Here is a 26,407-nt window from a genome sequence, read left to right as displayed (position 1 = left end):
GATGCTGCAACGCAGCAACATTCACTCATTCAGACAGAAGCCTTACGCCGCTTGGCCTTGGCCCCATTGCACGGCTCGCTGGAAGTGCTAGAACTGAACCCGCCACACCGTCCAACGCTGATCGACGCACGTTCCACAAGGAGCCAGCCATGATTGCTTTGTTCAAGGGTTTGGGAATTCTGCTTCGCGACAACGAGCTCTACAGCAGCCCGTTCGATAAACAGGTCGCGCACTGGCGCAATCTCAGCGAGCAGCAGATCCGCGACGAAGTGGCTGTGCTGGCCCAGGCCAAGTGCCAATGGCTGATCGCCTCGATCGTGGGCTGGCAGGCGGCGTCGCTGCTGATCCTCGGCCTGATTGCCAACTACCTGTGGCGCGACGATTTCCATATCACCTTCACCCGCGTGGTGATCGTGTTCGGCTCATGGGTATCGATCCTGTTCGTGATCTGGTTCATGGCCAACATGTTCGACCACACCGCCGGTTTCGAGCGCTGGATGAAGGCGTTCAACAGCCGCGCGCGGATCAGTTCCAAGGCCGACAGCGTCGAGCACGTGGCCGAGGCGCTGGACCTGGCCGAGCATTATCCGGAAGTGCTGGACTACAAGCAGGCGGTCACCGCCCGGCGTGAACTGCGCCACGAGGACATCCGCATCATGACCGAGATCGGGCGCATGAAGCAGCATTCGGAACTGGTGGGACGCCTCAACCACGTGGGTGAAACCGAGCACCACCACGAACTGACGCTGCAGCCAGCCTACTGACCCTTCGGGGAAGCGGGGGGACCCACAATGCCACCGTGATCACTCACGGTGGCATTGTTCTTTCCGTTCCTCGTTGACGCACTGGTTGAAGCCCTTCGGCAGGTCACTGAACTCCCGCGTCTCGCCCACCGCCACCGCGAACGACCGTATCGGCGCTTTCGCACATACGGCATCGGGACTGCAGGCCGGGTCCAGCACCAGGTAGTGGCACTGGCCGCTGCGGCTGGCGATGCACTCGAAGCGCGCCACCCCATCCACCACGGTGCGCTTGCTGTACAGCGTGTCCACGCCATTGGCGTTGGTGCGGGTGATCGCGGTCTCGGTGGACTTCTGGCAACCGGCAAGTGCCAAAGCAGCGAGGCCCATAAGCAGGAAGGAACGCATGGAAAGCTCCGCGTATCGGAAGATGCGGGGCGGCTACATGCCGCGGAACAGACTCATGAAGGGCTGGCTGACCACCAGTGTTTCCGCACGCTGGCGCAGGCGCAGTACACCGCGCCCGGTATCGTCGCGGCTCACCGCCGCCACCGCCTTCATGTTGACGATGGTCGAACGATGGATCTGGCGGAAGTGCTGCGGGTCGAGTACTTCCAGCAGCTCGCGCAGCGGCGTGCGCAGCAGGCTTTCGCCGGCGGCGGTGACCACCGTGGTGTACTTGTTGTCGGCGCGGAAGTAGGCCACGTCCTCCAGCATGATCAGCTGCGTCTCACGACCGTTGCTGGCGGTGATCCAGGCCAGCGGCGGGTGATCGGCGCTGCCCTGCGATGGACCCAGCCGTTGCAGCAGGCGTTCAAGTACCGCGTCGTCCTGGCGCGTCGATGGCAGCCGCGACAGGATGCGCTCGCGCGTGGCCAACAGGCGCTCGTCGCTCACCGGCTTCAGCAGATAATCCATCGCACCTTGCTCGAACGCATCGATGGCGTACTGGTCATAGGCGGTGACGAACACCACCTGGGTACGCGGGCTCAATTCGGACAGCGAACGTGCCACCTCGATGCCGCTGATGCCAGGCATGCGGATGTCGAGGAAGGCGATATCCGGCTGCTTCTCGGCCAGCTGCTCCAGCGCACTGGCACCGTCCTCGCACTCGGCCACCAGTTTCAGTTCCGGCCACAGCCGGCCCAGCTGCTCCACCAGTGACTGCCGCAGCAGTTCTTCGTCTTCGGCGATCAGCGCTTCAAGCGGCATGGCTGCGTTCCTTGGCCGACTGCGGCAGTGTCATGGTCGCGGCCACGCCGCTGGGGAAGTTGGCAACGATCGCCACACCGGCCTGCTCGCCGCAGGTCAGGCGCAGGCGCTCGCGCAGGTTCTTCAGGCCGATGCCGGTGCCACTGGTGCCCTGGCCGAAGCCGAGGCCATCGTCGGCCACCGTCACCGTCACATGATCATCGAAACCACGCGCGAGGATCCAGATCGTGCCGCCGCCGGGCTTGGGTTCCAGGCCGTGCTTGATGGCATTTTCCACCAGCGTCTGCAGCGCCATCGCCGGCAGCTTCACCTCATGCAGTTCGGTTGGCACCTGCACTTCCACCGCCAGCCGCGCGCCCATGCGGATACGCAGGATCTCCAGGTAGGCGCGGGTGCGCTCCAGCTCCACGCCCAGGGTGGACACCGATTCGTCCACCTGCGGCAGCGAACTGCGCAGGTACTGGATCAGATGGCCGAGCATCTGTTCTGCGCGCGCAGGATCGGTGCGGGTCAGCACCTGTGCGTTGGCCAGCGAGTTGTACAGGAAATGCGGTTCGACCTGCGCATGCAGCAGGTTCAGCCGCGCCACTGACAGCTCCTTCTCGACCTGGGTCTGTTCGGCGGCGGCCTGCTCGTCGCGACGCTGGTCGGCAACGCGTCGACTGATCGCGCGGGTGACCGCTTCGGCATTCTCGTAGTTGCTGCCCTCATCCAGCGCCAACAGGTCGGCCCACCAGCCTGCGTCCGGTTCGAACAGCAGGGTGACGGTGCTGGTGCCCTGCCCCGGCGTGACCGTGGCCAGCACGCTGTTGCGCTTGATCGCCAGCCGCGCCGGCAGGTTCCAGCGCGATGGCTGGCGGCCATTCCACAGATCGACGCGGCGTACATAGGCGCGCATCTGCAGGCTGCCGGCCGAGCTTTCCACTTCCTCCACCCGCGGCAGCTCGCCCACCGCCGCCTCGACCACCGCGAAGGCGTGGCCGGCATCCATCGGCAGTTCGATCTGCCGACGCTGGCGCCCGGACAGGGTGGCGCCATCGAGGCGGCCGGCCACCAGCCAGACCCGGCGCACATGGGTCACCGCACTGCCCAGCGCCGAGATCATCAGGAACATCACCAGCAGCCCGAACACCCAGCCGGGGCCGTCGTTCATGCCGCTGAAAATGCCGCTCCAGACCATGCCGGCCACGAACAGTGCCGCGGCCCAGGCCAGCAGGTGACGGAGGATGAGGGAGAGGCTGGCGATCACGGCGGCGCCTTGGTGGAAGGGGGTGAGCCGAGCATAGGGCGGCCCATCGGGCAAGCAAGCGGCCTGCGACGAAGGGCCGGAAAGCGGGGATGGAAGCCCATCTGGTAGTGCCGGCCGCTGGCCGGCTCCCCATTATCTCCGCATGCATCACAGGGTTGCCGGCCAGCGGCCGGCACTACCAGGAGGCGCCGGGCAAACCCCGGCGCGTTGCCTTACTTGCGCTGGTCGGCGCTGGCGTCACGCACGGCGCGGAACGACTCGTCCTTGCTCCAGTTCGGCCAGCTGCGCGAGTTGGCCAGCTGATTGCCCAGCGTGTACAGCACTTCCAGGTCGCGGGCGGCACCGGCGAACACCCAGTCCGGCTGCCATTCGTCGCCCTGCTGGTGGTAGCGCTTGGCGGTGTAGTCCTCCGAGGCCTTCTTGCCTGCGGCCACGCCGCCGTCCACCCAGTCCTGGCCAGCCGACCACGACAGCGCGGGCACGCCGCGCTTGGCGAACGGGAAGTGATCGGAGCGGAAGAACAGGCCGGCTTCCGGCTTCGGGTCCGGCGTGTAACGGATGTCCCAGCCCTTCGCGACGTCCTTCAGCTGGTCCAGCAACTCGAAGCGCGCTGCGCCATAGATACCGAAATCACGTGACGGACCGAACGGTGCCATGCCGTCCATGTTGATCATCGCCACGGTCTTTTCCAGCGGATACAGCGGATGGGTGGCGTAGTACTCCGAACCCAGCAGGCCCTTCTCTTCGGCGGTCACCGCCAGGAACAGCACCGAGCGCTGCGGGCGCTTCTGCTTGGCGAAACCGCGGGCAAGCTCGATCAGCGATGCGGTGCCGCTGGCATTGTCCAGAGCGCCGTTGAAGATGCGGTCGCCGCGTGCGTCGGGCTCGCCCACGCCGATGTGATCCCAGTGCGCACTGTAGATGACGGTCTCGTCCGGGTGGCTGCTGCCTTCCAGGCGCGCGGCTACGTTGTGCGAGGTGATCACTTCGGTCTTCACCGCGTACTTCGCATCCAGGCTGGCACCGGTCAGCGGCACCGGCGTGAAGTCACGCTGCTGCGCCTTCTTCTTCAGCGCTTCGAAATCCTGCCCGGCCGAACGGAACAGCTCCACGGCCAGGTCGCGCTGGATCCAGCCTTCCAGCAGCGGATGGCTCTCGGCCGGGTTGTCGCGCACCACGTCGAACATGGTGTTGGTGTTGGAGCCGGCCACGGTGGCCCAGCCATAGGAAGCCGGTGCGGTCTCGTGCACGATCAGCACACCCAACGCGCCCTGGCGTGCTCCCTCTTCGTACTTGTAGGTCCAACGGCCGTAGTAGGTCATGCCCTTGCCGTCGAAATCACCTTGGCCGGTTTCGAAGTCCGGGTCGTTGATCAGCACGACGGCGATCTTGCCCTTCAGGTCCACGCCCTTGAAGTCGTCCCAGTTGCGTTCCGGCGCCTTCACGCCGTAGCCGAGGAACACCAGGGGGGCCTTGCTGATGTCAACGTTGCTGGCGCCGTTCATGGCAGCGCGCACGGCAATCTGCTTGCCCTGCTCAAGCGGCACGGTCTTGCCGCCCTGGTGCAGCGCCAGCTGCGGTGCGCCGACGATGTCTCCTTTGCGCAGCGGCACCGCCTGGGTCCACAGGCGCTTGCCGTCCTTGAGATCGCCGCCCGGCTGCAGGCCGGCGTCGGCGAACTGCTTGCTGAGGAAGGCGATGGTCTTCTGTTCGCCGGCGGTGGCCGGGGAGCGGCCTTCGTAGGCGTCGGAGGCCAGTTCCTTGACGTCGGCGGAGATCCGCGCGCCATCGAATTTCGGGGTGGCCGCCATCAGTGCGCTCGACACTGACAGGGCCAGCAGGCCCAGTACTGCTCGTTTCATTGCTCTCTCCAGCAGGGAAATCCTTCTGGAGTGTAATGGGATTCGGCAGGGCTGCGCCCTGCACCTGCCGAAGCAACGGCAACGGCCGAAGCAACAGCAGAAGCTGGCTTCCTGAGGGTAGGCGGGGTGGGTCCGGTTGCGGGGGACGCCGTAAACCCATCCCTGGGGGCTTGGCCGCGGCATCCATGCCACGGACACCCCCGCAACCGGACCCACCCCGCCTTCGACAGATTTCTGCTGCTGTTGGTGGGTGTCGACCTTGGTCGACACACCGCTGTTGGTAGGTGTCGACCTTGGTCGACACGGGCGGAAACAAGAAGGGGTCAGATCCCTTTCCCGGCGGGAAAGGGCTCTGACCCCATCTGTGTGCTGCCTCGGCGTGTTACCAGTTCGGGTCTTCGGCCGGGGCGGCGGCGGGCTTGGGCTTCGGCTTGGCTGCCGGGCGTGCAGCGGCGGCCGGCGCAGCCGAGGCAGTCGCGCCGCCAGCAGCGGCGGCAGCCGGCTTGCTGCCCAGCTTCTGGCGCAGTTCGATCTGGCCCGGACGGAAGCCGCCGCGCATGGCGTCGACGCCGTCTTCGATGGTGCCGTAGGAGGTCTGCGCGGCGACGCGGTCGATGCGGATGGTGCAGCACGGGTGCTCGCTGCGGCCCAGCGAGCGGCCGGTCTGCGGGTCCTTCAGTTCTTCGCCCAGGCGCACGGCCTGCCAGCGCTGGCCGGCCTGCACGGTGTCACCGCCCTGGCTCAGCACCACCTGGTCTCCGTCCACCGAAACCACCGACACCGGGAACAGCGTGGTGACGATGGTGGTGCCGATCTGGCCGGACAGCGATTCCATCATCGCCGCGGCCATGTTGCGGCCATTGACCACGCGCGGCAGGGTGCTCGGACCGGTCGAGGCCAGCTGATGATCGAAGCTGTCGGACATCACCACCTGGCCGGTGGTGGCGTTGATCAGACGCAGGGTGATGCGGCCGCCACCGGAGTACGAGGTCACCTGGCGGTCGGACATGCGCAGGTTGCGCACGCTGCGCGGGTACTCGAAGCGTTCGATGGTCGGGATCAGGATCAGGTCGGTTGCCAGCTGCTGGCCGACGCGAGCGGTGTCCTGCAGACGCACGTTGCCACTGTTGATGTGGTCGATCTCGGCCTGCAGTTCGTCGCCGAACTCGCGATCCAGCACGATGAAACGCTGGGTCTGGGTCAGTGTGTCGGACAGGCGTGCGCGGATCGCATCGGCCACTTCGTCCGCGTCCACGCGGCCGTCGCCGACGGCATAGCTGCCGGCCTTGGTGCGCGGCAGGGCGACCACGATCTTCGGCTTTCCCTGCTCGTCCGGTGCGCGGTACTGGGCGATCTGTGCGCGCACGCGCACCTTCCAGTAGCTGCGCATGCTGCGATGGGTCACATCGGAATCGTAGGAGCTGGCGCCACGCTTGGCATCGACGTTGACCTTCTCGTCATAGCTCTGCTTGACGCTGGCCGACGCCGAACCGCCCTTGGCCGAGGCTTCGCCGGAAGCGCTGGCCGAGGCCGAGCCCTTGAAGCTCCAGCCTTCATCGCTGGCACGCACGCGGGCGATGGTTTCCTCGTCAAGCTGACGCACTTCATCCTGCGACAGGATTTCATAACCCAGCACTGCGCCCTGCGAGCCGGCGATCATCTGCTGGGTGAACGCGTCGGCGCGGATATCGCCGACGTGTTCGCCATCCACATCCACATGCAGGCCTGCACGCAGGCTCTGCATCTGGCTGGCCACGCGTACGCCGTTGACCTGCGCCACCGCCGACTGCAATGCCGCCAGCACCGCCAGTTCCGGGGTGCTGCCGATGCCGTCGGCTTCACGCGCGACCTGGGTGGTACCGCCGAAATCCGGCGTGCCACGCAGCGGCGCTGCTTCCACTGGCGCATTGCTGGCCAGTGCACTGGTTGCCTTGTCCTTGGCAGGCGCGGCGGCCGGGGCGTCCTGCTTGCCGCACGCTGCAAGCAGCGTGGCGGCCAGGCCCAGGCCGATCAAACGGGTAGTCATACGCATGGAGATTCGCCTCGGATCAGCCCATCTTGTCCAGCTGGCCCAGCATCGAGTCGGCGTTGGACGGCACCTTCACCTTGCTCTGCTTGGCGAAGGTCAGCGCCTGCTTCGACGAGCCGTACAGGCCCTTGATGAAGCCCGGCGATTCCTTGGCCACCCATGCACCGGCAGCAAGCTTGCGGCCGACGGTGGCCAGCTGGGTCGCGCCCAGGTTCTTCATGCCGGCGGTGAAGCTGCTGGCTTCGCCACCCAGCTTCTGCGCTTCAGCGGCTGAAGACAGCAGCGAGACCAGGCCTTCGGCGTAGTGCTGCTTGGACTCAGCGTTCAGTTCCGGCTGTGCGGCCTGGCGCTCATTGATCGCCGCCTGGGCGGCTTCGCTGACCGACACCGACTTCTTCATGGCATCGACGCTGACCGAACCGGACGACAGCGCCTGGCGCTCCGCTTCCAGCAGCTGCACCTGCTCGGCCAGGCCGAAGGCGCGGGCGAACGAGGTCTGGGCCTGCAGCGAGTGCGACTGCGAGCTGACGAAACGACGCACCAGCGCTTCCTGCGCGGCTTCGTCCGGAGCGGCGGCGCTGGAGGCGCTGCTGCTGGAGGTGCCGGTAGCGGCGCCGGCCAGGTCCTTCAGCTTGCCGAACTGGGCGTGGGCCGGCATCGACAGGGTCGCAGCCGCGATGGCCAGGGTGAGAGCAGTGGTACGGATCATGTGAGATTCCTTTGGGAGAGACGGCCGCACTGCGGCGCGCAAGAACGGGTATTGCAGCGGTTCAGTGCCGAGCAAGCGCGGCACCCACCAGAGCCGGTAGCGCCGGGTAATGCCCGGCGAGCGCAGCGGTAACGTCAACGAACCGCCTTGACGTTCAGCTCGTTGATCATCTGCTGGGCAGCCTTCTCGGCGGCCAGCTGCAGGGCATTGGTGCGGGCCACGGTTTCATTCGGACCGGTACCGGAGAACTGCACCGGACCCACCGACGACACGGTGCGCGGGAAGCGCCCGGTCACGTCCAGCACCTTGCCGGTGACGGTAACGAACACGCGGGTGTTGCCACTGGCCGGGTCGCGGTCGCGCATGCCGACGTCGAGGGTGCCGACGGCGATATACGGGATGTTGGCTGCACGGATGCCGTTGGCGGTGTCACGCAGAGTGGCCGCAGACAGATCGTTGCCGGTGCTGAAATCCTTGCGGATGCGCTCGATGCTGAGCAGGCCACGCGACTCGCCTTCCACGTATTCGGCTTCGACCACCTCGTAGCCGGCGGCGCTGAAGGCACCGGTCATCGCGGTGTTGACCTCGGCGGCATTGGCCACCTTCCAGCTGATGTTGTCGCTGCGCTGGGTGGTGCTGCCGCCGCTGGTGACCGACATCGACGCATTCTGGTTGATGCTGCCGTTGGTGCTGACCGAGTTGCCACGGAAGCTGTCGCCTTCACGGGTGTTCTCGTTGTAGCTGGAGCTGACGTCGGTGCGGCGGTATTCCTTGTCCTGGAACGACTGCACGGTGTCCTGCGAGCGTGCCATGAACAGGAAGGTCAACAGCGAGCGCTGCGCAGCGGTGGCGCCAGCAACGGCCGAGCCAGCATCCAGCTTGGTCTGCAGCAGGGTGGTATTGATCTCTGCGCGGACGGTGACGCTGTAGGTCTTGGCCTTCTTGTCTTCGGTGTCCGACAGCTGCACGGCGCTGAGCACGTAGCGGTCGATCTCGCCGATGAACTCGGCGCGACGGGCTTCGAACAGGCGCAGCTTGGCCGCACCGGTTTCAGCGATGTACGCCTCCAGCGCATTGACCTTGGCCTTGTTCATGGCCTGGGCGCGGGTGTCGGCACTCAGGCGCAGGCTGTAGCTGGCCGAACCGGTACCACGCGAGCTGGCGGTCTGCGCGGCGACCGGCGAGGCCACCGCCAGGGCGATGAGGAACAGCAGGATGGTACGCATCAACGACATGACTTGATCAACTCCTGGAGGGCTTGGGTCTGCTGCTGCAACGGGCGGCCGCCCGGCTTCTGCTCGTCCAGCCAGGCGCGCGAATCGGCACGCTTGGCGGCGGCGCCGGCGAAGGCATCAAAGCCGGCCAGCAGGGTTTCGTAGCTGGCCGACCACTGGTCAACCTGCCACTGCGTGACCGGCACCACCTTGGTGGCACCCTTGCGCAGCGGTTGTTCGAAATAGACCTTGCCGGAGAACGGCTCGGTCACCTTGGCGGTGAAGAAGGCGCCGAACAGCATCGTCTTCATCGCCGCGGTTTCTTCGATGACGCCGTTCTTCAGCGCATCGACCTGCACGTTGATGACGTAGTCCGGCTCGGGAATCTTCAGCTGGTAGACCTTGCCGTCGGCAAAGCGTGCAGCCATTGCACCACCGATCGCCTGGCCCGAGGCCGGCGGCAGCAGGCCGACACCGGTGTTGGACGACAGCGTCTTGGACAGTTCATGGGCCAGGGTGGCGCGCAGCGGCGCTTCCCACTTCGGGTCCGGCAACTTGGCCCGCACTGCATCGGACAGGGTCACACCGCCCACCTGCAGGCGGCGCACCGCAGCATCCGGCAGCTTGGCCTGGGCCAGGCTGGCCGCAAGGACCTGCGACAGGCTGGTGCTGGCGTTGCCATACAGCAGATCAGCGACGATCGCGTCGATATCGTCGCTGTCAGGACGGTAGTCCTGCACGTCGATGCGCTGCAGGGTGAGCGGATAGGAAGCGATCACCTGGCGCTCGCGGAAGTCGAAGAACAGCGCCTGCAGCGCCACCTCGACCAGCACCTTGTACTGGTTGCCGATCGGTTCGACCGACACCAGCTCCCGATCCAGTGCTGCGGCCAGCACGGTGGCGCTTGTGGTGCCGTCGAGCATCGCGACCGGCTGGTCGATCAGCTCCAGGTGGGCCGGCGCACGGCGCTTGAGCGCCTGGACCAGGGTCTGGTTGAGTGGAATCAGGCCGCGCTTTTCCAGCACCGCGTGCGCATGCGGCGTGGTCGCCTGCACGGCGGCGGCATCGGCGGTATAGGCAAAACCGGCCCAGTAGGCCTGCTGCGATTTGTCTGCGGCCTGCGTGGCCATCGGCCATACGGCCACGCACAGGGCACAGGCAAGCAGGCGCGCAAAAGCGCGCGATGCGCTCTTCGTCCTTGAATACATCCAACCGCTCCTCGGTCAATACGCACGGAAAGCAGACGCGCATGCGTCCACTGGGCGCGAAACATAACGGCTCGCGGGCCCGCCGACAAGTGCTGCCTTCGTCGGGGTCACTCCACGGGGGGCAGACCGGCCCTTTGCCGCAGCAGGCCGCGCTCTGCCTGGTTCTGGCTGAGTCTGGCGGCTTCCGCAAAAGCGTGACGTGCGTCGTGCTCGCGCCCCAACGACTGTAGTACCTCGCCACGCACCACCTGCAACGGTGCGTAATCGCGCAGGCGCGCATCGTCCAGCAACGGCTGCAACTGTGCCCATGCAGCGAAGGCACCTTCGCAGCGCAGCACCGCCACTACCCGGTTCAATGCGACAACCGGCGAAGGCTGCACCTGCAGCAACTGTGTATAAAGCGAGACGATACGCGGCCAGTCAGTGGCTTCGGCGCGGCGCGCAGCCGCATGGCAGGCCGCGATGCGTGCCTGCAGCACGTAGGGATCATCGCCACCACCGGCTGCCAGCGCGCGTGCCAGCACCTGCTGCCCGCGCTCGATCTGCAGCCAGTCCCAGCGCGCACGGTTCTGCTGGTCCAGCAGCACCGGCGCGCCGTGCGCATCGGTCCGTGCTGCGGCACGCGAGGCCTGCAGCTCCATCAGCGCCAGCAGGCCCAGCACCGGCGGCACCGGCAGCCGGTGCGCCAGGATGCGCGCAAGCCGCAGTGCCTCCTCGCACAGCGCCGGACGCATCCAGTCGTCACCGGCACTGGCCGCATAGCCTTCGTTGAACACCAGGTAGATCGCCTCCAGCACCGACCCCAGCCGCTCGGGCATCGCCTCCGCGCGCGGCACTTCATAGGGCACCTGCTTCTGCGCCAGCGTGCGCTTGGCACGCACGATGCGCTGGGCGATGGTCGGCTCGGGCTGCAGGAACGCGCGCGCGATCTCCACGGTGGTCAGGCCACCAAGCAGGCGCAGGGTCAACGCCACCCGTGCGTCAGCCGGCAACACCGGATGGCAGGCCACGAACATCAGCCGCAGCAGGTCGTCACCCAGATCATCTTCCAGCGCCTGGCTGTCATCCGGTGCCGGCAAGGGTGCCGGATGCAGCTCCTCGCCCCATTGCGCATGCTGCTGCGCCACCCGCTGGTGCTGGCGCAGCACATCAATGGCACGGTTGCGCGCAGTGGTCATCAGCCAGGCTCCGGGGTTGTCCGGGATGCCCTGCTCCGGCCAGCGCTCCAGCGCGGCCAGCCAGGTGTCCTGGGCCAGCTCCTCGGCGCGGCCGACATCGCCCCCGAGCAGCCGCGCCAGGCGCGCGATCAACACCGGCGATTCCATCCGCCAGAGGGTTTCCAGACGCTGCGTCAGTGCGGGCTCGAGCATGCGCCGATCACAGCACGCACGCCGGGCCCGCACAAGCGCCGCAGCTCACGCTTCAACAATCGGCTTGAAGCCGCCCCAGAACATGCGCTTGGTATCGAACGGCATGTCCTTCGGGCCCAGCGATGCCAGCCGCGGGTCCGCCATTACTTTCGCGTTGATACGGTCGCGCGCCGCGCGCGAACGGAACACCACGAAGGCGACGATCACTGTTTCGCCAGGCTTGGCCTTGACCGCACGCGGAAACGACGTGCTCTTTCCCGGTTCCACATCGTCAGCCACGCATTCCATGTACTGCAGCGCTCCATGGTCCTTCCACACCGCACCGGCCTTGCGGGCAAGGCGGCGGTAGGCCGCCACCTTGTCCTGTGGGCACGGCAGCACGTAAGCATCCACGTAAGCCATGAGGGTTCTCCCTTGCGGCGGCCGTCAGCCCGGCTCGCCGTCCATGTGTGCGATTTCCCAGAGATGGCCGTCCAGGTCCTGGAAGCCGCGCTGGTACATGAAGCCGTAGTCGCGCGCCGGCTGCGGTTCGCTGGCACCCGCCGCGAGCGCCTTGTCCACCATCACGTCCACCGCCTTGCGGCTGTCGGCCGACAGGCAGGTGATCACCTCGGTGTGGCTGTGCGCATCGGCAATCGCCTTGTTGGTGAACTGCCTGAAGAACGGCTGGGTCAGCAGCATCACGAAGATGCTCTCGCTGACGACCATGCAGGCCGCATCGTCGTTGGTGAAGGTCGGGTTGAAGCTGTAGCCCAGTGCGGCGAAGAAGGCCTTGGACGCGTTCAGATCCTGCACGGGCAGGTTGACGAAGATCATCTGCGGTTGCGGTGCACTCATCGGTGAAGCTCCTTGTGGATGAAAGAGGCAGGAATCACGGCTGCTTCATGCAGTTGACCATCCACGGCTTGCCGTAGCGATCGATCAGCATGCCCCAGCGATGCGCCCAGAACGTTTCGGCGATCGGCATCTGCACCTGGCCACCCTCGGCCAGCGCCGCGAACACGCGTTCGGCTTCTTCGATGCTGTCGACGTCGACATTGATGGTGGTCGAACCACCCTCGCCACCACCGGGACCGTCGGCCGCCATCACGATGGCACTGCCGATTTCCAGCTGGCTGTGCGCGACGTGGTCCAGGGTTTCCGGCGGCATCTCGTTGCAGCCCGGCGAGCCATCGGAGGGCGGCATGTCGCGGTACTTCATTTCCGAGGTGACCTGGCCACCGAGTGCCTTGGCATAGAACGCCATCGCCTCATGGGCCTGGCCGCTGAAGCCGAGGAAGGGAATCAATTTCATGGCAATGCTCCGTCGTGGGTTTCAGGGTGGTAGCGTCGGGCCATGCCCGGCGGGGGAAATGAATCGGGTCAACCTTCCAGCTGTGCACGCAGACGCTGTTCCTGCTGCTGTAATTCGGGGGTGAAGGCCTCGCCGAAATCCTCGGCGGAGATCAGCGGGCGCAGCTCCAGCGTGCCGCCACTGTTGAACGGCGCGCGGCTGGCCCACTCGACGGCCTCATCCAGCGAACGCACGTCCCACAGCCAGAAGCCGGCGATCTGCTCGCTGGCGGGGCCAAACGGACCGGCCTCGACCTTGGGCGCGCCACTGCCGAAATGAATGCGGCGACCGCGCTGGGTGGCGTGCAGGCCTTCACCGGCCAGCATGATGCCGGCGGCCACCAGTTGTTCGTTGAAGGCGCCCATTTCGGACAGTTCCTGTTCGCTGGGCATGCGGCCGGCTTCGGAGTCGGCGTTGGCCTTCACGATCACCATCACTTTCATTGCGGTCTCCCGTGGGGACGCGTGGTGCGTGCCCTTCACTGGGTACAACGAACCAGGGGGCTGGAAATCGACACGTCCTCTGAAAATTATTTCTTCCGTGGAAAGCGCGCCTTCGGCGGAGGTCGGCGAACGGCGGAGCCCCTCCGTGGTGGGTGGGTTGGTCGCTGGAAGCTGGTTTCCTGTGGGTGGTCCGGGCAGGTGGGATTGGCGGGGACGCCGTGAACCCGTCCATGGGGCTTGGCCGCCACGGGAAGATCAAGAAAAAAGGCAGAAGCAAAGGCAACGGCAACGGCGGTTGGCCGGCGGCCTCGGCTTTGCGAGCGAAGCGACCCGCTTTTGCTCTTGTTTGTGATTTTCCGTGGTGGGTCAGCCGCAGAGATCTGTCCAAGGCCGGGTGGGGAGGCAGGGCAGGGGCGTGAGCCGCATGGATGCGGCGACCGAGCTTACATGGACGTACTTGCAGCGCCCCCTGCCCTGCCTCCCCACCCGGCCAAATCCAAGAACCCGAGCTTTCAGCGACCAACCCACCCACCACGGAGGGGCTCCGCCGTTCGCCGATCGCCCGCCGCAGGCGGCTTTTCGCGCTGCAGCATGCCCGCAGGCAAACCTGCGCCATCATGGACACCCCGCCCCCGCCAGGACCGTGCCATGCAGCAGTACCTGCTTCTGATCTACATCGAGCCTGCCCTGCTCCAGGCCCTGCCCACCGAAGAATTCAACGCGCTGATGCGTGACTGCCTGGCCCACGCAGACAAGCTGCAGGCCGAAGGCACGCTGCTTGCCGCGCAGAAGCTGCAGCCGGTCGACACCGCGCAGACCCTGCGCGTGCGCGATGGCCACAGCCGTGTATTGGATGGCCCGTTCGCCGAGACCCGCGAACTGCTGGCCGGTTTCAACCTGATCGTCGCCCGCGACCGCGACGAAGCCATGCGCGTCGCCCGCGACTTCCCGTGGGCGCGCTTCGGCAGCATCGAAGTGCGGCCGCTGGAAGACATGGACGCCGAGCGCGAACGCTGCGGCGCCCCGGCTGCGGCTATGGCAGCAGCCGTACTCTGATCTCGCGCGGACCCACGCCTTCGTTGCCGCTGTAGTCGCGCACGCTGGCGCGCACGGTGTACTCGCCCGGTGGCAATGCCGCCGGCTGCCAGCGCCCGGTTTCCATCAGGCCATCACGCACGGTGTTGGTGGCCAGGTAGCGGAAGCGGGTTACCGCACTGCCATGCACGGTGATGCCGCTGTCCGGCGCATAGGCCACGCGCACCGCTTCGTTCTGCGGCGGCATGCGGTTGAACACGATGTTCCAGCGCGGCTGCTCATAGCCCTGCAGCGGCTGTCCGCCGGCATCGAGGATCTGGTAGCCCACCTGGTACATACCCAGCCGGCGCCGCGGCAGGTTGTTGTCAACCTGGTCCCAGGCCTCGACTACGATCTGCACGCCACGTCCCTGCCGCGCCAGCATCACCACGCCGTCGCTGCCAGCCGCCAGCGGCTGGTCGTTGTCGTCCAGCAGCGCGACATCGGTGATGCGCGGTGCGAAGTGGTCGGCGTAGTTATGGAAGCCCAGCGCCACGGCGTTGGTTTCGAAGCCGCCGGTGCCCACCGCCAGGTGCACGTGCGCCTGGTTGTTGATGCTGCCCAGGCGATCGCCGACGTGGATGCGCGTGCCGCGACGCACCCGCATGCGCTCCAGCTTGCCCTGTTCGTCGTACAGCGCCTGCCAGCGCGCATCGAACGGCTGGTCGCGCGGGGTGCGGCCGACCCGCATGTGGATGTACTTGAGGCGGTCCACTGCCAGGCCCTCGGCCTGCCCCCCCAGGCTCCACGCCGCTACCGGGCTGCTGATCTTGCCATCGGCGATCGCCAACACGGTCTGGCCGACATCGCCGCGCACATCGAAACCGCCGTGCAGGTGGTGGCGGCTCTCGCCCTTGAAGTTGCCGCGCACCTCGCCCAGCGTGCCGACCACTTCATGCCAGCCGTCCTGCGGTGCCAATGGCCAGCGACCACCGGTGTCCGGCAACGCTGCATCGGCAGCGGGCCCGACCAGCGCCGGTGCCGGCAAATCACCCGCTGGCAGCGGGCGCAGGCGGTGCAGGCGATAGCTGGCGGAATCGGCGACCAGCACACTGCCGTCGGCATCCATCGCCAGACCGCTGGGCCGGGCCAGGCGCGGCAGGCGGCCGTTGCCCACCAGTGCGATCTGGTGGCCCTGCGGTGTTACCTGCACGATGCGGCCATCAAGGTCACCCACGTAGAGCACGCCATCGTGCGTGGTGGCCAGCGACAGCGGCCCATTGATCACGCCGCCATCGCCCAGCAGCGTGCTGACCGTGCCATCGGCACCGACGCGACGCACCGCGTTGTTGAACAGGTCGGCCACCAGCAGCGCGCCATGGGCATCGAAGGCCAGCGCCACCGGCGTATCGAAGCGCGCCGCGACGCCCAGGCCATCGGCCAACCCCGGGCGCTCGCCGCCGGCCAGGGTACGCACGTTGCCGTCGGTACCGATCATCCGGATGCGGTCGTTGAAGGTGTCGGCCACATAGACCTGGCCCTGCGCGTCCACCGCGATGCCCATCGGTGCATCGAAGCGCGCTTGCGCGGCCGGCCCATCGGCGTAACCCTGCTCGCCACCGGCCAGCGTGGTCACCTGGCCATCGGTGCCGATACGGCGGATCGCGTGGTTGCCGGTGTCGGCTACGTACAGGTTGCCCTTCGCATCGGCGGCGATGCCCGAGGGCGTATTGAAACTGGCCTGCAGTGCAGGGCCGTCGATGCGCCCCTCGCCCTGCCCGGCCACGGTCTCGATGCGGCCATCCGGCAGGCGGCGGCGGATGCGGTTGTTGTCGCCGGCATCGGTGAAGTAGATGCTGCCGTCGGCACTGCGCAGCAACGCATGGGGATCGGCGAAGCGGGCCTGCGCAGACGCACCATCGCGGTCACCGGGATGACCGTCGCCGGCCAGCATCTCGATCTGTGCGGTCCAGGCCAGCGGCGTGGGCGCCGGGCCTGCCGGTTCAGCCAAGGTCTGCAGCGGTGAATCCCACCAGGTCGCGGCCAATGCCACCGCCGTTGCCAACGCGACCCCCGCCGCCATCCATTGCCACCGTGCCATCGTGCTGCGTTGCCTCTGCCTGCAATCTGAAGAGGCACCGACGATAGACGCTGCGCGCGCGATCCGCCATGGCCAAACGTACTCCTGATCGCCAGAGTTCCATCCATCGCGCTTGTCCTCGCTGGCTGCAGCAGGTTCAATGCTCTTCCCACGGATGGAGAATCTCCATGCCCCGCCTTCTCCCCCTCACTGCCCTGCTGCTCGCCGCCCTGTCGGTTGCCCCTGCCTCCGCCTCCATCGCGGTGGCGCCACAGAAGCCGTCCGTCACCAGCGACGCGGTGCATACGGCCTATGCCACCCGTTGGGACGAAGCGATCCAGCAGTCACGCAGCGGCAATACGCTGGGCGCGTTGATCGCCATGGAACAGCTGATGGAAGATCCGCTGCTGGATGATTTCGATGCCGAGCATCGTGGTCGCGCCGCGCAGGTAGCGGGCTGGACCGCATTGATGCAGAAGAAGCCGGCACAGGCCCGGCGCTATCTGCAACAGGCGCAGGAATCGTTGCCGGACGATGCACAGATCCTGCTGACCCTGGTGTCGTTGGAACTTTCCGAAAACCAGCCGGCTCCGGCTACCCGGTACCTGGTTCAGGCACTGAAGCACGCCGAGGGCCCGCTGCCGATCGAGCGCCAGCCGATCAATTACCTGCAGTACCGCCTGCGCGACCAGCCACAGCGACGCATGGAACTGCTGCAGGCACTGTTCGACAACGGCTGGAAAGGCGGTGGCGTGGAGCCGACCGGGCTGTGGCTGGCGTTGGCGACGCTGCAGGCCGACAACGGTCGCGGCGACGGCATCCCGGCCACGCTGGCACGCATCAATGGCCCGGCCGAAATCATCCGCCTGCGCAGTGACAAGCGCTTCGATCGCTATGTCGACCGCGGCGATGCACGCTTCGATCCGGTGCAGGCCGCACAGAAGCATCTCGATGAGCTGCGCGTGTCCGGCCTGCTCGACCGCGCCCTGGACGCGCGCATGGCAGAGTTCAGCAATACGCTGCTGATGCTCGACCGCAACGAGGAAGTCCTGGCCCTGACCGATGGCATGGCCCGCGCAGCGGCCGAAGGTGAATCCCCGTCGGCGGCCGAAGCCGAATGGGTCGCGTGGCTGCTCAACAGCCGGTTCACCGCGCTGCGTCGGTTGGGACGCACCGACGACGCGCTGGCCACCGCGAAGCTGGCTGCGCGCATCGGTGCGCTGGGCCCGGATGGCGCCGAGCACCAGTTCAACGTCGGCTTCGTGCTCAGCTCGCTGGGCCGCCTGCAGGACGCCACCGCAGCGGTGAATGACATGCCGGGCCTCGGCGGCTACGGCAAGGCAGCACAGGCGTTGCTGCAGTTTGCCGCCGCGCGCGAACGTGGCAATGCCAAGGCAATGGACGTCGCTCGCGCGGCGATCCTCGCCGAGGGCGATGACGCCCGCCTGTTCCATCGCGAAATGCTGCTGGACGAGGGCAATCTGGATGGCGCGGCCGCCGTGCTGATCGAACAACTGCGCTCCCCCGTCGAGCGTGGCGAAACACTGGCCAGCCTGCAGGACATGCGTACCTATCCGTCGCTGCCGGGTGACGTGAAGATCGATGCGGCCTGGCGTGCGCTGAAGCAGCGCGCCGACGTGCAGGCAGAAATCACCCGCGTCGGCCGCGTCGAACGCTACGAACTGGTCGGCAGCGCGACCTCACGCTGAGCAGACGCCCTGTAGCAACTGTCTTGTCAGGCGGAGGCCATCTGGGCCTCCGCATCCCTTTTGCGGGCGTTGAGGATCACCAGCATCTTGCGCATCACCGCGACCAAAGCCACCTTGCCCGGCTTGCCCTGGTTGACGAGGGATTCAAAGAATTCCTTGAGCCTGGGCTCATAGCGTTTGGCGGTCAGCGCCGCCATGTAGAGTGCTTCGCGTACAACGGCGCGGCCTCCGGTGATGCTCCGTCTCCCTTTCCAGGTGCCGCTTTCGCGGTTCATGGGGGCAACCCCTACCAAGGCCGAGATGGCTTTCCCGCTGAGCTTGCCCAGCTCAGGGAGCTCGCAGGCCAGGGTTGCCATCAACACCGGGCCGGCACCTTTGAGCTTGGCAAAGTCACGCCATCCTTCCTGTTCGGCCAGCAGCGCTGCGATGGTGGCGTCGAGCTGCTTGATGCTTTTCTGGATCTCGCGCAGGTGCTGATTGAGCATGGAAATCAGGCTGGGTTCGCTGAACGCGCGCATGCGCTGATGCTCGCTCACCCGCATCTGGACCAGGTGGCGACGTCGCTGGCACAGCTCACCCAGACGGCGCTGCCAAGCCGCTGGCGGTACGTAGCGGGTCAGCTTTAGGGCATCGGCCATGTGGGCCAGCACCATGGCATCAATACGATCGGTCTTGGCCTGCTTTCCCGTGGCTGAGGCAAAGCTGCGGCCACGGCCAGGATTGATTCGTACCATCGGCAGGCCTGCTTCATGCAGCGCATCCAGTGCCTTTTGCTCGTAGCCGCCACTGGCCTCGAGCACGACCTGCTTGGCTGGCCACTGCTGCAACCACCGGATCAGGCTATTCCAGCCACGTTTGCTGTTCTTGAACTGGCGAAAGGCCTGTTCATGGACGGCAACATCCAGATTCTCACCACTGACATCGATCCCGATCCCAAACATGAGGTAACTCCGCTAGGCTGACAGGGCCGAGAGCTCCCCCCGCTTGCCCAGTCTTATCAGTGCGAGCGCCAACTCGATCAACTGTTCGGGCGGATCAGGGAGAAACCGGCGCGGAGATCCTTGCTACAGAGCGATCGAGAAGACCTAGAGCCGAACGGTCGCCCGCGCCGGGCTCTCGGCACCTAAGGTGCCAGAGTCGCAAGAGATAAGAGCCGAGCCCATGCTCGGCTGCCGGCACCATGAGCCGAGCATGGGCCCGGCTCTACACGACACATCCAGCACCGCCAGCCTATCGCGCGGGCACTTCGGCACGGATGCCCATCGCTTCGCGGTAGCGCGCATACAGGGCCATCACCTTGTCCACGTAGGCCAGGGTCTCGGCATAGGGCGGCACGCCCTTGTAGCGGGTGACCGCTCCGATGCCGGCGTTGTAGGCGGCGGCGGCCAGTGGCCGATCACCGTTGTAGCGGCGCAGCAGCGCGCGCATGTAGCGGGCGCCGCCATCGATCGACTGCTGCGGCGAGAACGGATCGCTCACCCCGTACTCCTGCGCGGTATCCGGCATCAGCTGCATCACGCCCTGTGCGCCCTTGGTCGAGACCGCCAGCGCGTCGAAATTGCTTTCGGCGTGGGCGATCGCGCGCAACCATGCGTCATCCACGCCGGTGGCCTTGGCAGCGGCCTTGAACTGCTTGGCATGCTGCGCCAGCTGCGGCTTGCCGACCTTGCCCAGGCCTTCGTGCGCGGGCTCGCCCGGCGGCGTGGCTACGGTGAACTTCAGGAACACCCGCGAACCGGGCAGGTTGCGGGTGGAATAGACCAGCGCGCCGTCCTGCTCGCGTTCGTACAGCACGCCACTGAACACGCCCATGTTGCCCCACAGGTTCGGGGCCTGGACAGCGTTGTCGTCGATCTCCTTCGGCGTGCAGCGCGAGCCGGGTTCGGGAGCGGTGGCCAGGCTGACCGTATTGCCCTGCACGCAGCGGTAGACCGTGCGCGCGGCGGCCAGCCCGGGCCACAGGCTGGGCAGCAGCAACAGCGCGAGCAGGAAGGGGTGGCGGGACATGGCGGCCGGATGATCCGGCCGCGCCCGCTAACACCAAGTGAATGGGGGATGGGACGAATCCCGGCATCGGCACCGGTAGAGTCGACTGTTAGTCGACTATCGCGCGCAGCGCGGGGTTTTCCGGAGGCCCATGGAAGAGCAGTCGACTAACAGTCGACTCTACCGATTTCCGATTCCCGAAGTTCCCGAAACCCCGCATTCCCGGTCATTTCGCCGTTCTGCGACGCACCCAGTACCCCACACCCAGCAGCACGAACCACGCCGGGCTGGCGATCAGGGCCTGGCGGGTGTCGGCCTGCAGGCTCAGCAGTACCAGCACGCCTGCGAAGAACACCAGGCAGGCCCAGCACATCGCAACGCCGCCGGGCATCTTGAAGATCGAGGCGGCGTGGCGCTCCGGGTAGCGGCGACGGTAGACCATGTAGGCCACCAGGATCAGCGACCAGACGAAGATGAAGAGCACCGTCGCCAGCGTGGTGACCAGGGTGAAGGCGGTCACCAGGTTGGGGATCAGGTAGATCAGCAGCGTGCCGCCGAGCAGGCACAGGCAGGAGAACAGCAGACCACGGGCGGGCACTGCGGCGCGTGACAATTTCGACAACCCGCGCGGCGCGTGGCCTTCCTCGGCCAGGCCGTACAGCATGCGGCTGGTGGAGAAGATGCCGCTGTTGGCCGAAGACGTGGCCGAGGTCAGCACCACGAAGTTGATCAGGCCGGCCGCGGCGGGGATGCCGGCCAGCACGAACAGCTGCACGAACGGGCTCTTGTCCGGCACCACCTGGCGCCACGGGGTGACCGCCATGATCGCGATCAGCGCCAGCACGTAGAAAATAATGATGCGCACCGGGATCGAGTTGATCGCCTTGGGCAGGTTGCGCTCGGGGTTGGCGGTCTCGGCGGCGGTGGTGCCAACCAGCTCGATGCCGACGAAGGCGAACACCGCGATCTGGAAACCAGCAAAGAAGCCGACCAGGCCCATCGGGAACATGCCGCCGTCATTCCACAGGTTGGACAGCGCGGCGGTATGGCCGCTGGGCGAAGTGAAGCCCCACGCCACCAGGCCCGCACCGGTGATGATCAGCGCACAGATCGCCACGATCTTGATCAGCGCGAACCAGAATTCCATTTCGCCGAACAGCTTCACCGTCACCAGGTTCAGCGCCAGCAACAGCATCACGCAGGCCAGTGCCGGTATCCAGGCATCCAGCCCCGGGAACCAGAACTGCGCATAGGCGGCAATGGCGATCACATCGGCGATGGCGGTGACGATCCAGCAGAACCAGTACGTCCATCCACAGAAAAAGCCGGCCCAGGGACCTAGCAGGTCGGTGGAAAAGTCGATGAAGGATTTGTACTGCAGGTTGGACAGCAGCAGCTCGCCCATCGCGCGCATCACGAAGAACAGCATCGCGCCGATGATCAGGTAGACGAAGACGATGGACGGGCCGGCCAGGCTGATGGTCTTGCCCGAGCCCATGAACAGGCCGGTGCCGATGGCACCGCCGATGGCGATCAGCTGCAGGTGGCGGTTGGACAGGCTGCGGCGCAGGTGCTCGGGGGGCGTTGCGGGCTCGGTCATGGGCGTGGACTGGGGCGGGCGAAGCGTTCGACGTTAGTCCTCCCCGGCCAGGAGCGCCAGCGCCGGATGGCCCGATTACGTCAATGGCGGTCGCTTTCACCACATTGTGACCGAATACCGGATTCGTCCCATTCCGCCCGGCCCGGCGCCATGCTCAGATAGCCGCACCTGCCCAAGGACCGGCCCTGACCATGCGCCCTGACCTGCCTGCCCCGCCGGAGCTCCAGCCATGAGCCGCCTGCGCATCATCATTGGTGGCACCGCGCTGGCGCTGCTGGCCGCGGCTGTGCCGATCGCGGTGATGGCCTATGCCACCTGGGACCGTGCGGTCAGTGTCGAGCAGCAGCGCCTGCGCGACATCGCCGGCCGCGCCCTGCGCCGTTCCGACCAGTCCTACCATGACGCGCTGGCCGCGCTGAAGTCGGCGGAGGCAGGCGTCCACGTGCCGTGCAGCCCGGACCATATCCGGCGCATGCAGACCCTGGTGATGACCACGCCGTCGATCGACCAGATGGGCTATTTCGAAGGCGGCACGCTGCGCTGCACGTCGTGGGGCCCGTTCCTGGCCGATGTGAAGCAGCCCAAGGCCGATCATGTGACCAGCGAAGGGGCCGGCATCGCGGTGGACGTGCGCCCCGAAACCAGCGGGCGCCGCCAGGTGCTGTCGATCCTGTACGGCGCCTACGACGTGCTGGTCGACCCGCGCCGTTTCGTCGATGTCATCGCCGACCCCAACGTGCGCCTGGCCCTGGCCAGCCCGGACGGCCGCCTGCTGGCCAAGCAGGACGGCATGGATCCGGCGCTGCTGGAGACCCTGCTGCGCAACCCGGGCGAAGGGCTTGACCGCAACACCCTCTACGCCACCGCCCGCAATGGCGAATGGCTGGCGATCGCCACCACGCCACGCACGGCACTGGCCGCCACCTTCCGCCAGCAGGCATGGCTGTACGTGCCGCTCGGGTTGCTGATGGCTGCCGTGGGTGCCGGCCTGGTGATCTGGCTGTCGCGCCGCCGGCTGTCCCTGCGCGGCGAACTGGCCACCGCGATCCGCCGCCGCGAGCTGTACCTGCACTACCAGCCGATCATCGAACTGGATACCGGCATCTGCGTGGGCGCCGAAGCATTGATTCGATGGCAGCGTCAGGATGGCACCCAGGTCCGCCCCGACCTGTTCATTCCCCTGGCCGAAGAGACCGGCATGATCGGCGCGATCACCGATCTAGTGATCGAGAACGTGGTGCGCGACATGCGCGAGCTGCTGGTGGCCGACCGCAGCGCGCACATCGCGATCAATCTCGCCGCCGAGGACATCAGCAGTGGTCGTGCATTGAAGTTGATCGCCAAGCACATGGCCGGCAGCGGCATCCTGCCGCAGCAGATCTGGATGGAAGCGACCGAGCACGGCTTCCTCGACCTGGACCGCGCACGCACGATGCTGGCGCAGGCACGCCGGGCCGGCCACAGCGTGGCGATCGATGACTTCGGCGTGGGCTTTTCCAGCCTGCAGTACCTGGAGCAGCTGCCACTGGATGCACTGAAGATCGACAAGTCGTTCATCGATGCGATCGGCACCGAGAGTGCGACCAGTCCGGTCACGCCGCACATCATCGACATGGCCAAGGAGCTGGGCCTGTGGGTGGTCGCCGAGGGCGTGGAGACCGAGGCACAGTTGGCGTATCTGCATACCCGGAAGGTCGAGTTCGCGCAGGGTTGGCTGTTCTCGCGGCCGCTGCCACGGGATGAGTTCGTGGTGTTCCATCAGAAGCGGCAGCAGCGCTATGGCGCGGCGCGGGAGCACATGCAGAACCCGCGGAGTGTGCCGATCGAGCGTGAGGGGATCGAGTAGGACGGCCAACGGCGGAGCCCCTCGCGGTGGGTCGCGTACGGCTATCCCGGGGTTGGCCGGGACGGTCGGGTTCGCGGGGGACGCCGTAAACCCGTCCATGGGGGCTTGGCCGCGGCATCCATGCCGCAGACACCCCCGCGAACCCGACCGCCCCGGCCTCTGACAGGTTCCGGCGGCGTCCCACCACGGAATCAACAGAAGAAAGCAAAAGCAAACGCGGGTCGCTGCGCTCGGTGGATCCACGCGATGCGTGGATGACGTGGACCACGGTAGTGCCGGCCGCTGGCCGGTACCGCGTCATCGCTGATCAACAGCTACGCCCAGGCCTTCGGCCGTGCCAGCAGCCACGCCACGGTCACCGCCAGCAATAGCAACGGCAGCCAGCCCAGCTGGCTCGGGCCGCTGGCCTGCAACAGCACGCCGCCGGCGACGCCACCGCCGGCAATCGCCAGGTTCCAGCCGGTCACCAGCATCGACTGCGCCAGATCCGCGGCAGCACCCGCGCGACGTGCCAGTGCGGTCTGGAACAGGGTTGGCACGGCGCCGAACGCCACGCCCCACAGGATCGTCGCCAGCAGCAGCGCCGTTGCCTGTCCCGGCCATAGCAGCAGGGCCAGCACCGGCAGCAGAAAGCCGATCACCGCCGCCCACACCAGCGCACGCAAGTGGCGATCCACGCCCCAACCGGCAATGCCGATACCGACGATGGCAGCCACACCGAAGGCCAGCAGCAGGCGGTCCAGCCATGGACCGGCACCGGCGTCCACCGCCAGCGGTTCGATGTAGGTGTACAACACGTTGTGCGCCAGCACGTACAGCACCATCACCGCCAGCGCGCTGCGTACGCCGGGCATGCGCCACACCGTGCCCAGTGACATGCGCTGGCCGGCACCGGCAGACGGCAACGCCGGCAGTGTCCAGCGCGCGTACGCCAGCAGCCCGACACCCAGCACGCTCATCAACGCGAACGCCCAGCGCCAGCCGATCTGTTGGCCCAGCAACGTGCCCGCCGGTACACCCAGCGACAGCGCCAACGGTGAACCGACCATCGCCACCGCAATCGCGCGGCCCTGCAGTGACGGCACCACCATGCGAGCGGCGTAGCCGGCCACCAGCGACCACAGCAGGCCACCACAGACGCCAGCAAGGAAGCGCGCGGCGAGGATCAGCGGATAGCTGCTGCTCACGGCGGTCAGCGTGTTGACCACCACGAAGCCGGCAATGGCGGCCAGCAACAAGGGGCGTCGTGGCAGGCGCTGGGTCAACGCGGTCATCGGCAGTGCGGCCATCACCGATCCCAGCGCATACACGCTGACCAGCTGGCCCACCGCGGCATCACTCACACCCAGGCTCTCGCCCATTGGCCGCAATACACCGGCGGGCAGGGTCTCGGTCAGCAGGGTGATGAAGCCGCCACCCGCAAGCGCCAGCAGGCCGGCCCACGGCAGGCGTGTAGCTTCGCCGGCAGGACTCGCCGCATCAATGGCATGGCCGCTCATCGCGCAGCCTCCAGATCGGCATAGACGGCGTCACGCAGTTCATCGACGAAGGCGCCATCCATGCCTTCGTACAGGGTGTTGGTCAGCGCCACCACGCTCAGTCCGCGCGCGGGATCAACGAACCAGCTGTGGCCGTAGGCACCGCCCCAGCGCCAGCTGCCTTCGCTTTGTGGCGTGCCACTGGCGGCGGCATCGCGCAGCACCGCAAATCCCAGCCCGAAGCCCCAGCCGGCCGGCTCCGGCGGCCCCTGCTCGCCCACCTGCGGAGCGGCCATCTCCGCCACCAGCGCGGGCGGCAACAGATTCGAGGCCTGTACGTCACGCAGTGCTTCCAGCACCGCCATCACCTCGTCGGCGCTGCCAATCAGTCCAGCACCGGCCGAGGGGTAACGACTGGCATCGGTAGCACGGGCGAGGCTGTACTCGATGCCGACCGTACCCTCGAAGGGTGCGACCACCTCGCCTTCCTGCAGGCGATGCGGCTGCGGTGCGTCACTCACATACGGCGTGGCCAGCCGCGCCGCGTTGGTGGTCGCGAATGCGGTGTCGGCCAGCCCCAGTGGCGCGGCCAGCAGCCGCGCATGCAGGGATTGCAGGGTTTCACCGGTCGCGGCTTCAGCCACGGCGCCAGCGACGTCCACGCCCAACGAGTACAACCATTGGCTGCCTGGTGCGAACAGCAGCGGCGCCTGCGCGATGCGATTCACGTTGTCGGCCAATGTCAGCGGATTCGCATCCATGCCATCGCTGACGCCGGCCCGTGCGTACGGGCCATCCGCATCGGCTTCGAGGAAGCGGTAACCCAGCCCGCTGCTGTGGCTGAGCAGTTGGCGCAGGCTGATCGGCGGCGTGCTGCCATCGGCCAGCGCCGGACGGAAGTCCGGCAACCAGCGCTGTACCGGCGCATCCAGGTCCAGCACACCTTCGGCCACCAGGCGCAGGATCACCGTGGTCAGCAGCGGCTTGCTCACCGATGCCAGCCGGAACAGCTGGTCGCGGCGCATCATCGTGGCCGACTCGCGATCAGCCAGGCCGGTGGCGCTGGCATGACGCAGCACGCCGTGCTCGCGCACCAGCACCACCGCGCCGACCAGGCGTTGTGGGTGGACCTGCTGCAGCAACCGCTGTACCGACGGCAGGGCCGGCGCGCGGTCAAGGGAAAGGGCAGCGTTCATCGCGGTGATCCGTGGGGAGAGGTCGCCACGTTAGGCAGCATGTCACCGTGCAAAAAGCCGGTTGCCGCTCCGGGCATCATGGACCGTGCAGTCCGCAATCGGCATGATGGCCGGAACTGCAAGGCCGCA

Annotated in this window: 23 protein-coding genes; 4 read left to right on the top strand and 19 right to left on the bottom strand. The window is 66.8% G+C overall.

What is annotated here, in order from left to right; translation table 11 throughout:
• Window positions 1–149 precede the first annotated feature (149 nt).
• On the top strand, window positions 150–764 hold the full coding sequence (locus tag ACZK2G_RS02390; RefSeq protein ID WP_046983091.1) for a hypothetical protein: 615 nt from the start codon (window positions 150–152) through the stop codon (window positions 762–764).
• 39 nt (window positions 765–803) lie between these two features.
• On the opposite strand, the gene ACZK2G_RS02385 is transcribed toward ACZK2G_RS02390, so the two are convergent.
• The 13 genes from ACZK2G_RS02385 to ACZK2G_RS02325 form a co-directional block, all read right to left on the bottom strand.
• Window positions 804–1,148, bottom strand: a complete 345-nt coding sequence (locus ACZK2G_RS02385; RefSeq protein ID WP_046983092.1) for a hypothetical protein — start codon at window positions 1,146–1,148, stop codon at window positions 804–806.
• Between the two features lie 33 nt (window positions 1,149–1,181).
• Window positions 1,182–1,952: a LytR/AlgR family response regulator transcription factor gene (locus ACZK2G_RS02380; protein WP_004140108.1), complete on the bottom strand. Its 771-nt coding sequence runs from the start codon at window positions 1,950–1,952 to the stop codon at window positions 1,182–1,184.
• Window positions 1,942–3,201, bottom strand: a complete 1,260-nt coding sequence (locus ACZK2G_RS02375; RefSeq protein ID WP_478474592.1) for a sensor histidine kinase — start codon at window positions 3,199–3,201, stop codon at window positions 1,942–1,944. The genes ACZK2G_RS02380 and ACZK2G_RS02375 overlap by 11 nt, the downstream gene beginning before the upstream one ends.
• Before the next feature lie 212 nt (window positions 3,202–3,413).
• Window positions 3,414–5,063 (bottom strand): M28 family metallopeptidase, encoded by a 1,650-nt coding sequence (locus ACZK2G_RS02370; protein ID WP_136639240.1) that lies wholly within the window; start codon window positions 5,061–5,063, stop codon window positions 3,414–3,416.
• Window positions 5,064–5,445: 382 nt separating this feature from the next.
• Entirely contained in the window at window positions 5,446–7,095 is a 1,650-nt protein-coding gene (locus tag ACZK2G_RS02365; RefSeq protein ID WP_478474590.1) for a CsgG/HfaB family protein, read from the bottom strand.
• Window positions 7,096–7,111: 16 nt separating this feature from the next.
• Entirely contained in the window at window positions 7,112–7,801 is a 690-nt protein-coding gene (locus ACZK2G_RS02360) for a hypothetical protein (RefSeq protein ID WP_136639238.1), read from the bottom strand.
• Between the two features lie 134 nt (window positions 7,802–7,935).
• Complete coding sequence (locus ACZK2G_RS02355) at window positions 7,936–9,036, bottom strand: hypothetical protein (protein WP_136639237.1); 1,101 nt, start codon at window positions 9,034–9,036, stop codon at window positions 7,936–7,938.
• Window positions 9,027–10,223 (bottom strand): hypothetical protein, encoded by a 1,197-nt coding sequence (locus ACZK2G_RS02350; protein WP_478474588.1) that lies wholly within the window; start codon window positions 10,221–10,223, stop codon window positions 9,027–9,029. Before ACZK2G_RS02350 ends, ACZK2G_RS02355 begins: the two co-directional genes overlap by 10 nt.
• 107 nt (window positions 10,224–10,330) lie before the next feature.
• Window positions 10,331–11,593 (bottom strand): RNA polymerase sigma factor, encoded by a 1,263-nt coding sequence (locus ACZK2G_RS02345; RefSeq protein ID WP_478474587.1) that lies wholly within the window; start codon window positions 11,591–11,593, stop codon window positions 10,331–10,333.
• Window positions 11,594–11,638: 45 nt separating this feature from the next.
• A complete protein-coding gene (locus tag ACZK2G_RS02340; protein ID WP_032128771.1) occupies window positions 11,639–11,995 on the bottom strand; it encodes a DUF1428 domain-containing protein in 357 nt (118 codons plus the stop codon).
• A 24-nt stretch (window positions 11,996–12,019) separates the two neighbouring features.
• Window positions 12,020–12,430 carry a VOC family protein gene (locus tag ACZK2G_RS02335; RefSeq protein WP_136639233.1) on the bottom strand — a complete coding sequence of 137 codons (411 nt, stop codon included), beginning with the start codon at window positions 12,428–12,430 and terminating at the stop codon, window positions 12,020–12,022.
• Between the two features lie 34 nt (window positions 12,431–12,464).
• Window positions 12,465–12,887 carry a VOC family protein gene (locus tag ACZK2G_RS02330; protein WP_005407887.1) on the bottom strand — a complete coding sequence of 141 codons (423 nt, stop codon included), beginning with the start codon at window positions 12,885–12,887 and terminating at the stop codon, window positions 12,465–12,467.
• Between the two features lie 68 nt (window positions 12,888–12,955).
• Entirely contained in the window at window positions 12,956–13,369 is a 414-nt protein-coding gene (locus tag ACZK2G_RS02325; protein WP_049424778.1) for a YciI family protein, read from the bottom strand.
• A gap of 648 nt (window positions 13,370–14,017) precedes the next feature.
• On the opposite strand from ACZK2G_RS02325, the gene ACZK2G_RS02320 reads away from it, so the two are divergent.
• A complete protein-coding gene (locus ACZK2G_RS02320) occupies window positions 14,018–14,425 on the top strand; it encodes a YciI family protein (protein ID WP_049449291.1) in 408 nt (135 codons plus the stop codon).
• Here ACZK2G_RS02320 and ACZK2G_RS02315 read toward each other — a convergent pair.
• Window positions 14,403–16,484 carry a gluconolaconase gene (locus ACZK2G_RS02315; protein WP_478474585.1) on the bottom strand — a complete coding sequence of 694 codons (2,082 nt, stop codon included), beginning with the start codon at window positions 16,482–16,484 and terminating at the stop codon, window positions 14,403–14,405. The genes ACZK2G_RS02320 and ACZK2G_RS02315 overlap by 23 nt on opposite strands.
• Before the next feature lie 167 nt (window positions 16,485–16,651).
• Here ACZK2G_RS02315 and ACZK2G_RS02310 point away from each other — a divergent pair, with 167 nt between their 5' ends.
• Complete coding sequence (locus tag ACZK2G_RS02310; RefSeq protein ID WP_478474583.1) at window positions 16,652–18,172, top strand: tetratricopeptide repeat protein; 1,521 nt, start codon at window positions 16,652–16,654, stop codon at window positions 18,170–18,172.
• Window positions 18,173–18,198: 26 nt separating this feature from the next.
• On the opposite strand, the gene ACZK2G_RS02305 is transcribed toward ACZK2G_RS02310, so the two are convergent.
• The 3 genes from ACZK2G_RS02305 to cycA all read right to left on the bottom strand — a co-directional run bounded on the left by ACZK2G_RS02305 (window position 18,199) and on the right by cycA (window position 21,758).
• The gene (locus ACZK2G_RS02305; RefSeq protein WP_478474062.1) at window positions 18,199–19,113 is read right to left on the bottom strand and encodes an IS110 family transposase; all 915 of its coding nucleotides are present in this window, start codon (window positions 19,111–19,113) and stop codon (window positions 18,199–18,201) included.
• 289 nt (window positions 19,114–19,402) lie between these two features.
• Window positions 19,403–20,179: a lytic transglycosylase domain-containing protein gene (locus tag ACZK2G_RS02300; RefSeq protein ID WP_478474581.1), complete on the bottom strand. Its 777-nt coding sequence runs from the start codon at window positions 20,177–20,179 to the stop codon at window positions 19,403–19,405.
• 205 nt (window positions 20,180–20,384) lie between these two features.
• Window positions 20,385–21,758, bottom strand: coding sequence for a D-serine/D-alanine/glycine transporter (cycA, locus tag ACZK2G_RS02295; RefSeq protein WP_478474579.1), 1,374 nt, complete (start codon window positions 21,756–21,758; stop codon window positions 20,385–20,387).
• A gap of 229 nt (window positions 21,759–21,987) precedes the next feature.
• Between cycA and ACZK2G_RS02290 the strand changes: the two genes are divergently transcribed.
• On the top strand, window positions 21,988–23,604 hold the full coding sequence (locus ACZK2G_RS02290; protein WP_295380931.1) for an EAL domain-containing protein: 1,617 nt from the start codon (window positions 21,988–21,990) through the stop codon (window positions 23,602–23,604).
• Window positions 23,605–23,918: 314 nt separating this feature from the next.
• On the opposite strand, the gene ACZK2G_RS02285 is transcribed toward ACZK2G_RS02290, so the two are convergent.
• Window positions 23,919–25,103, bottom strand: a complete 1,185-nt coding sequence (locus ACZK2G_RS02285) for an MFS transporter (RefSeq protein ID WP_046984495.1) — start codon at window positions 25,101–25,103, stop codon at window positions 23,919–23,921.
• The gene (locus ACZK2G_RS02280) at window positions 25,100–26,278 is read right to left on the bottom strand and encodes a serine hydrolase domain-containing protein (RefSeq protein WP_478474577.1); all 1,179 of its coding nucleotides are present in this window, start codon (window positions 26,276–26,278) and stop codon (window positions 25,100–25,102) included. Before ACZK2G_RS02280 ends, ACZK2G_RS02285 begins: the two co-directional genes overlap by 4 nt.
• Window positions 26,279–26,407: the final 129 nt, after the last annotated feature.

The organism is Stenotrophomonas sp. 107298_Sma (assembly GCF_056480345.1).
Note: the sequence above shows the minus strand (reverse complement) of the source record. Positions and strands in the feature narration are given on the sequence as shown.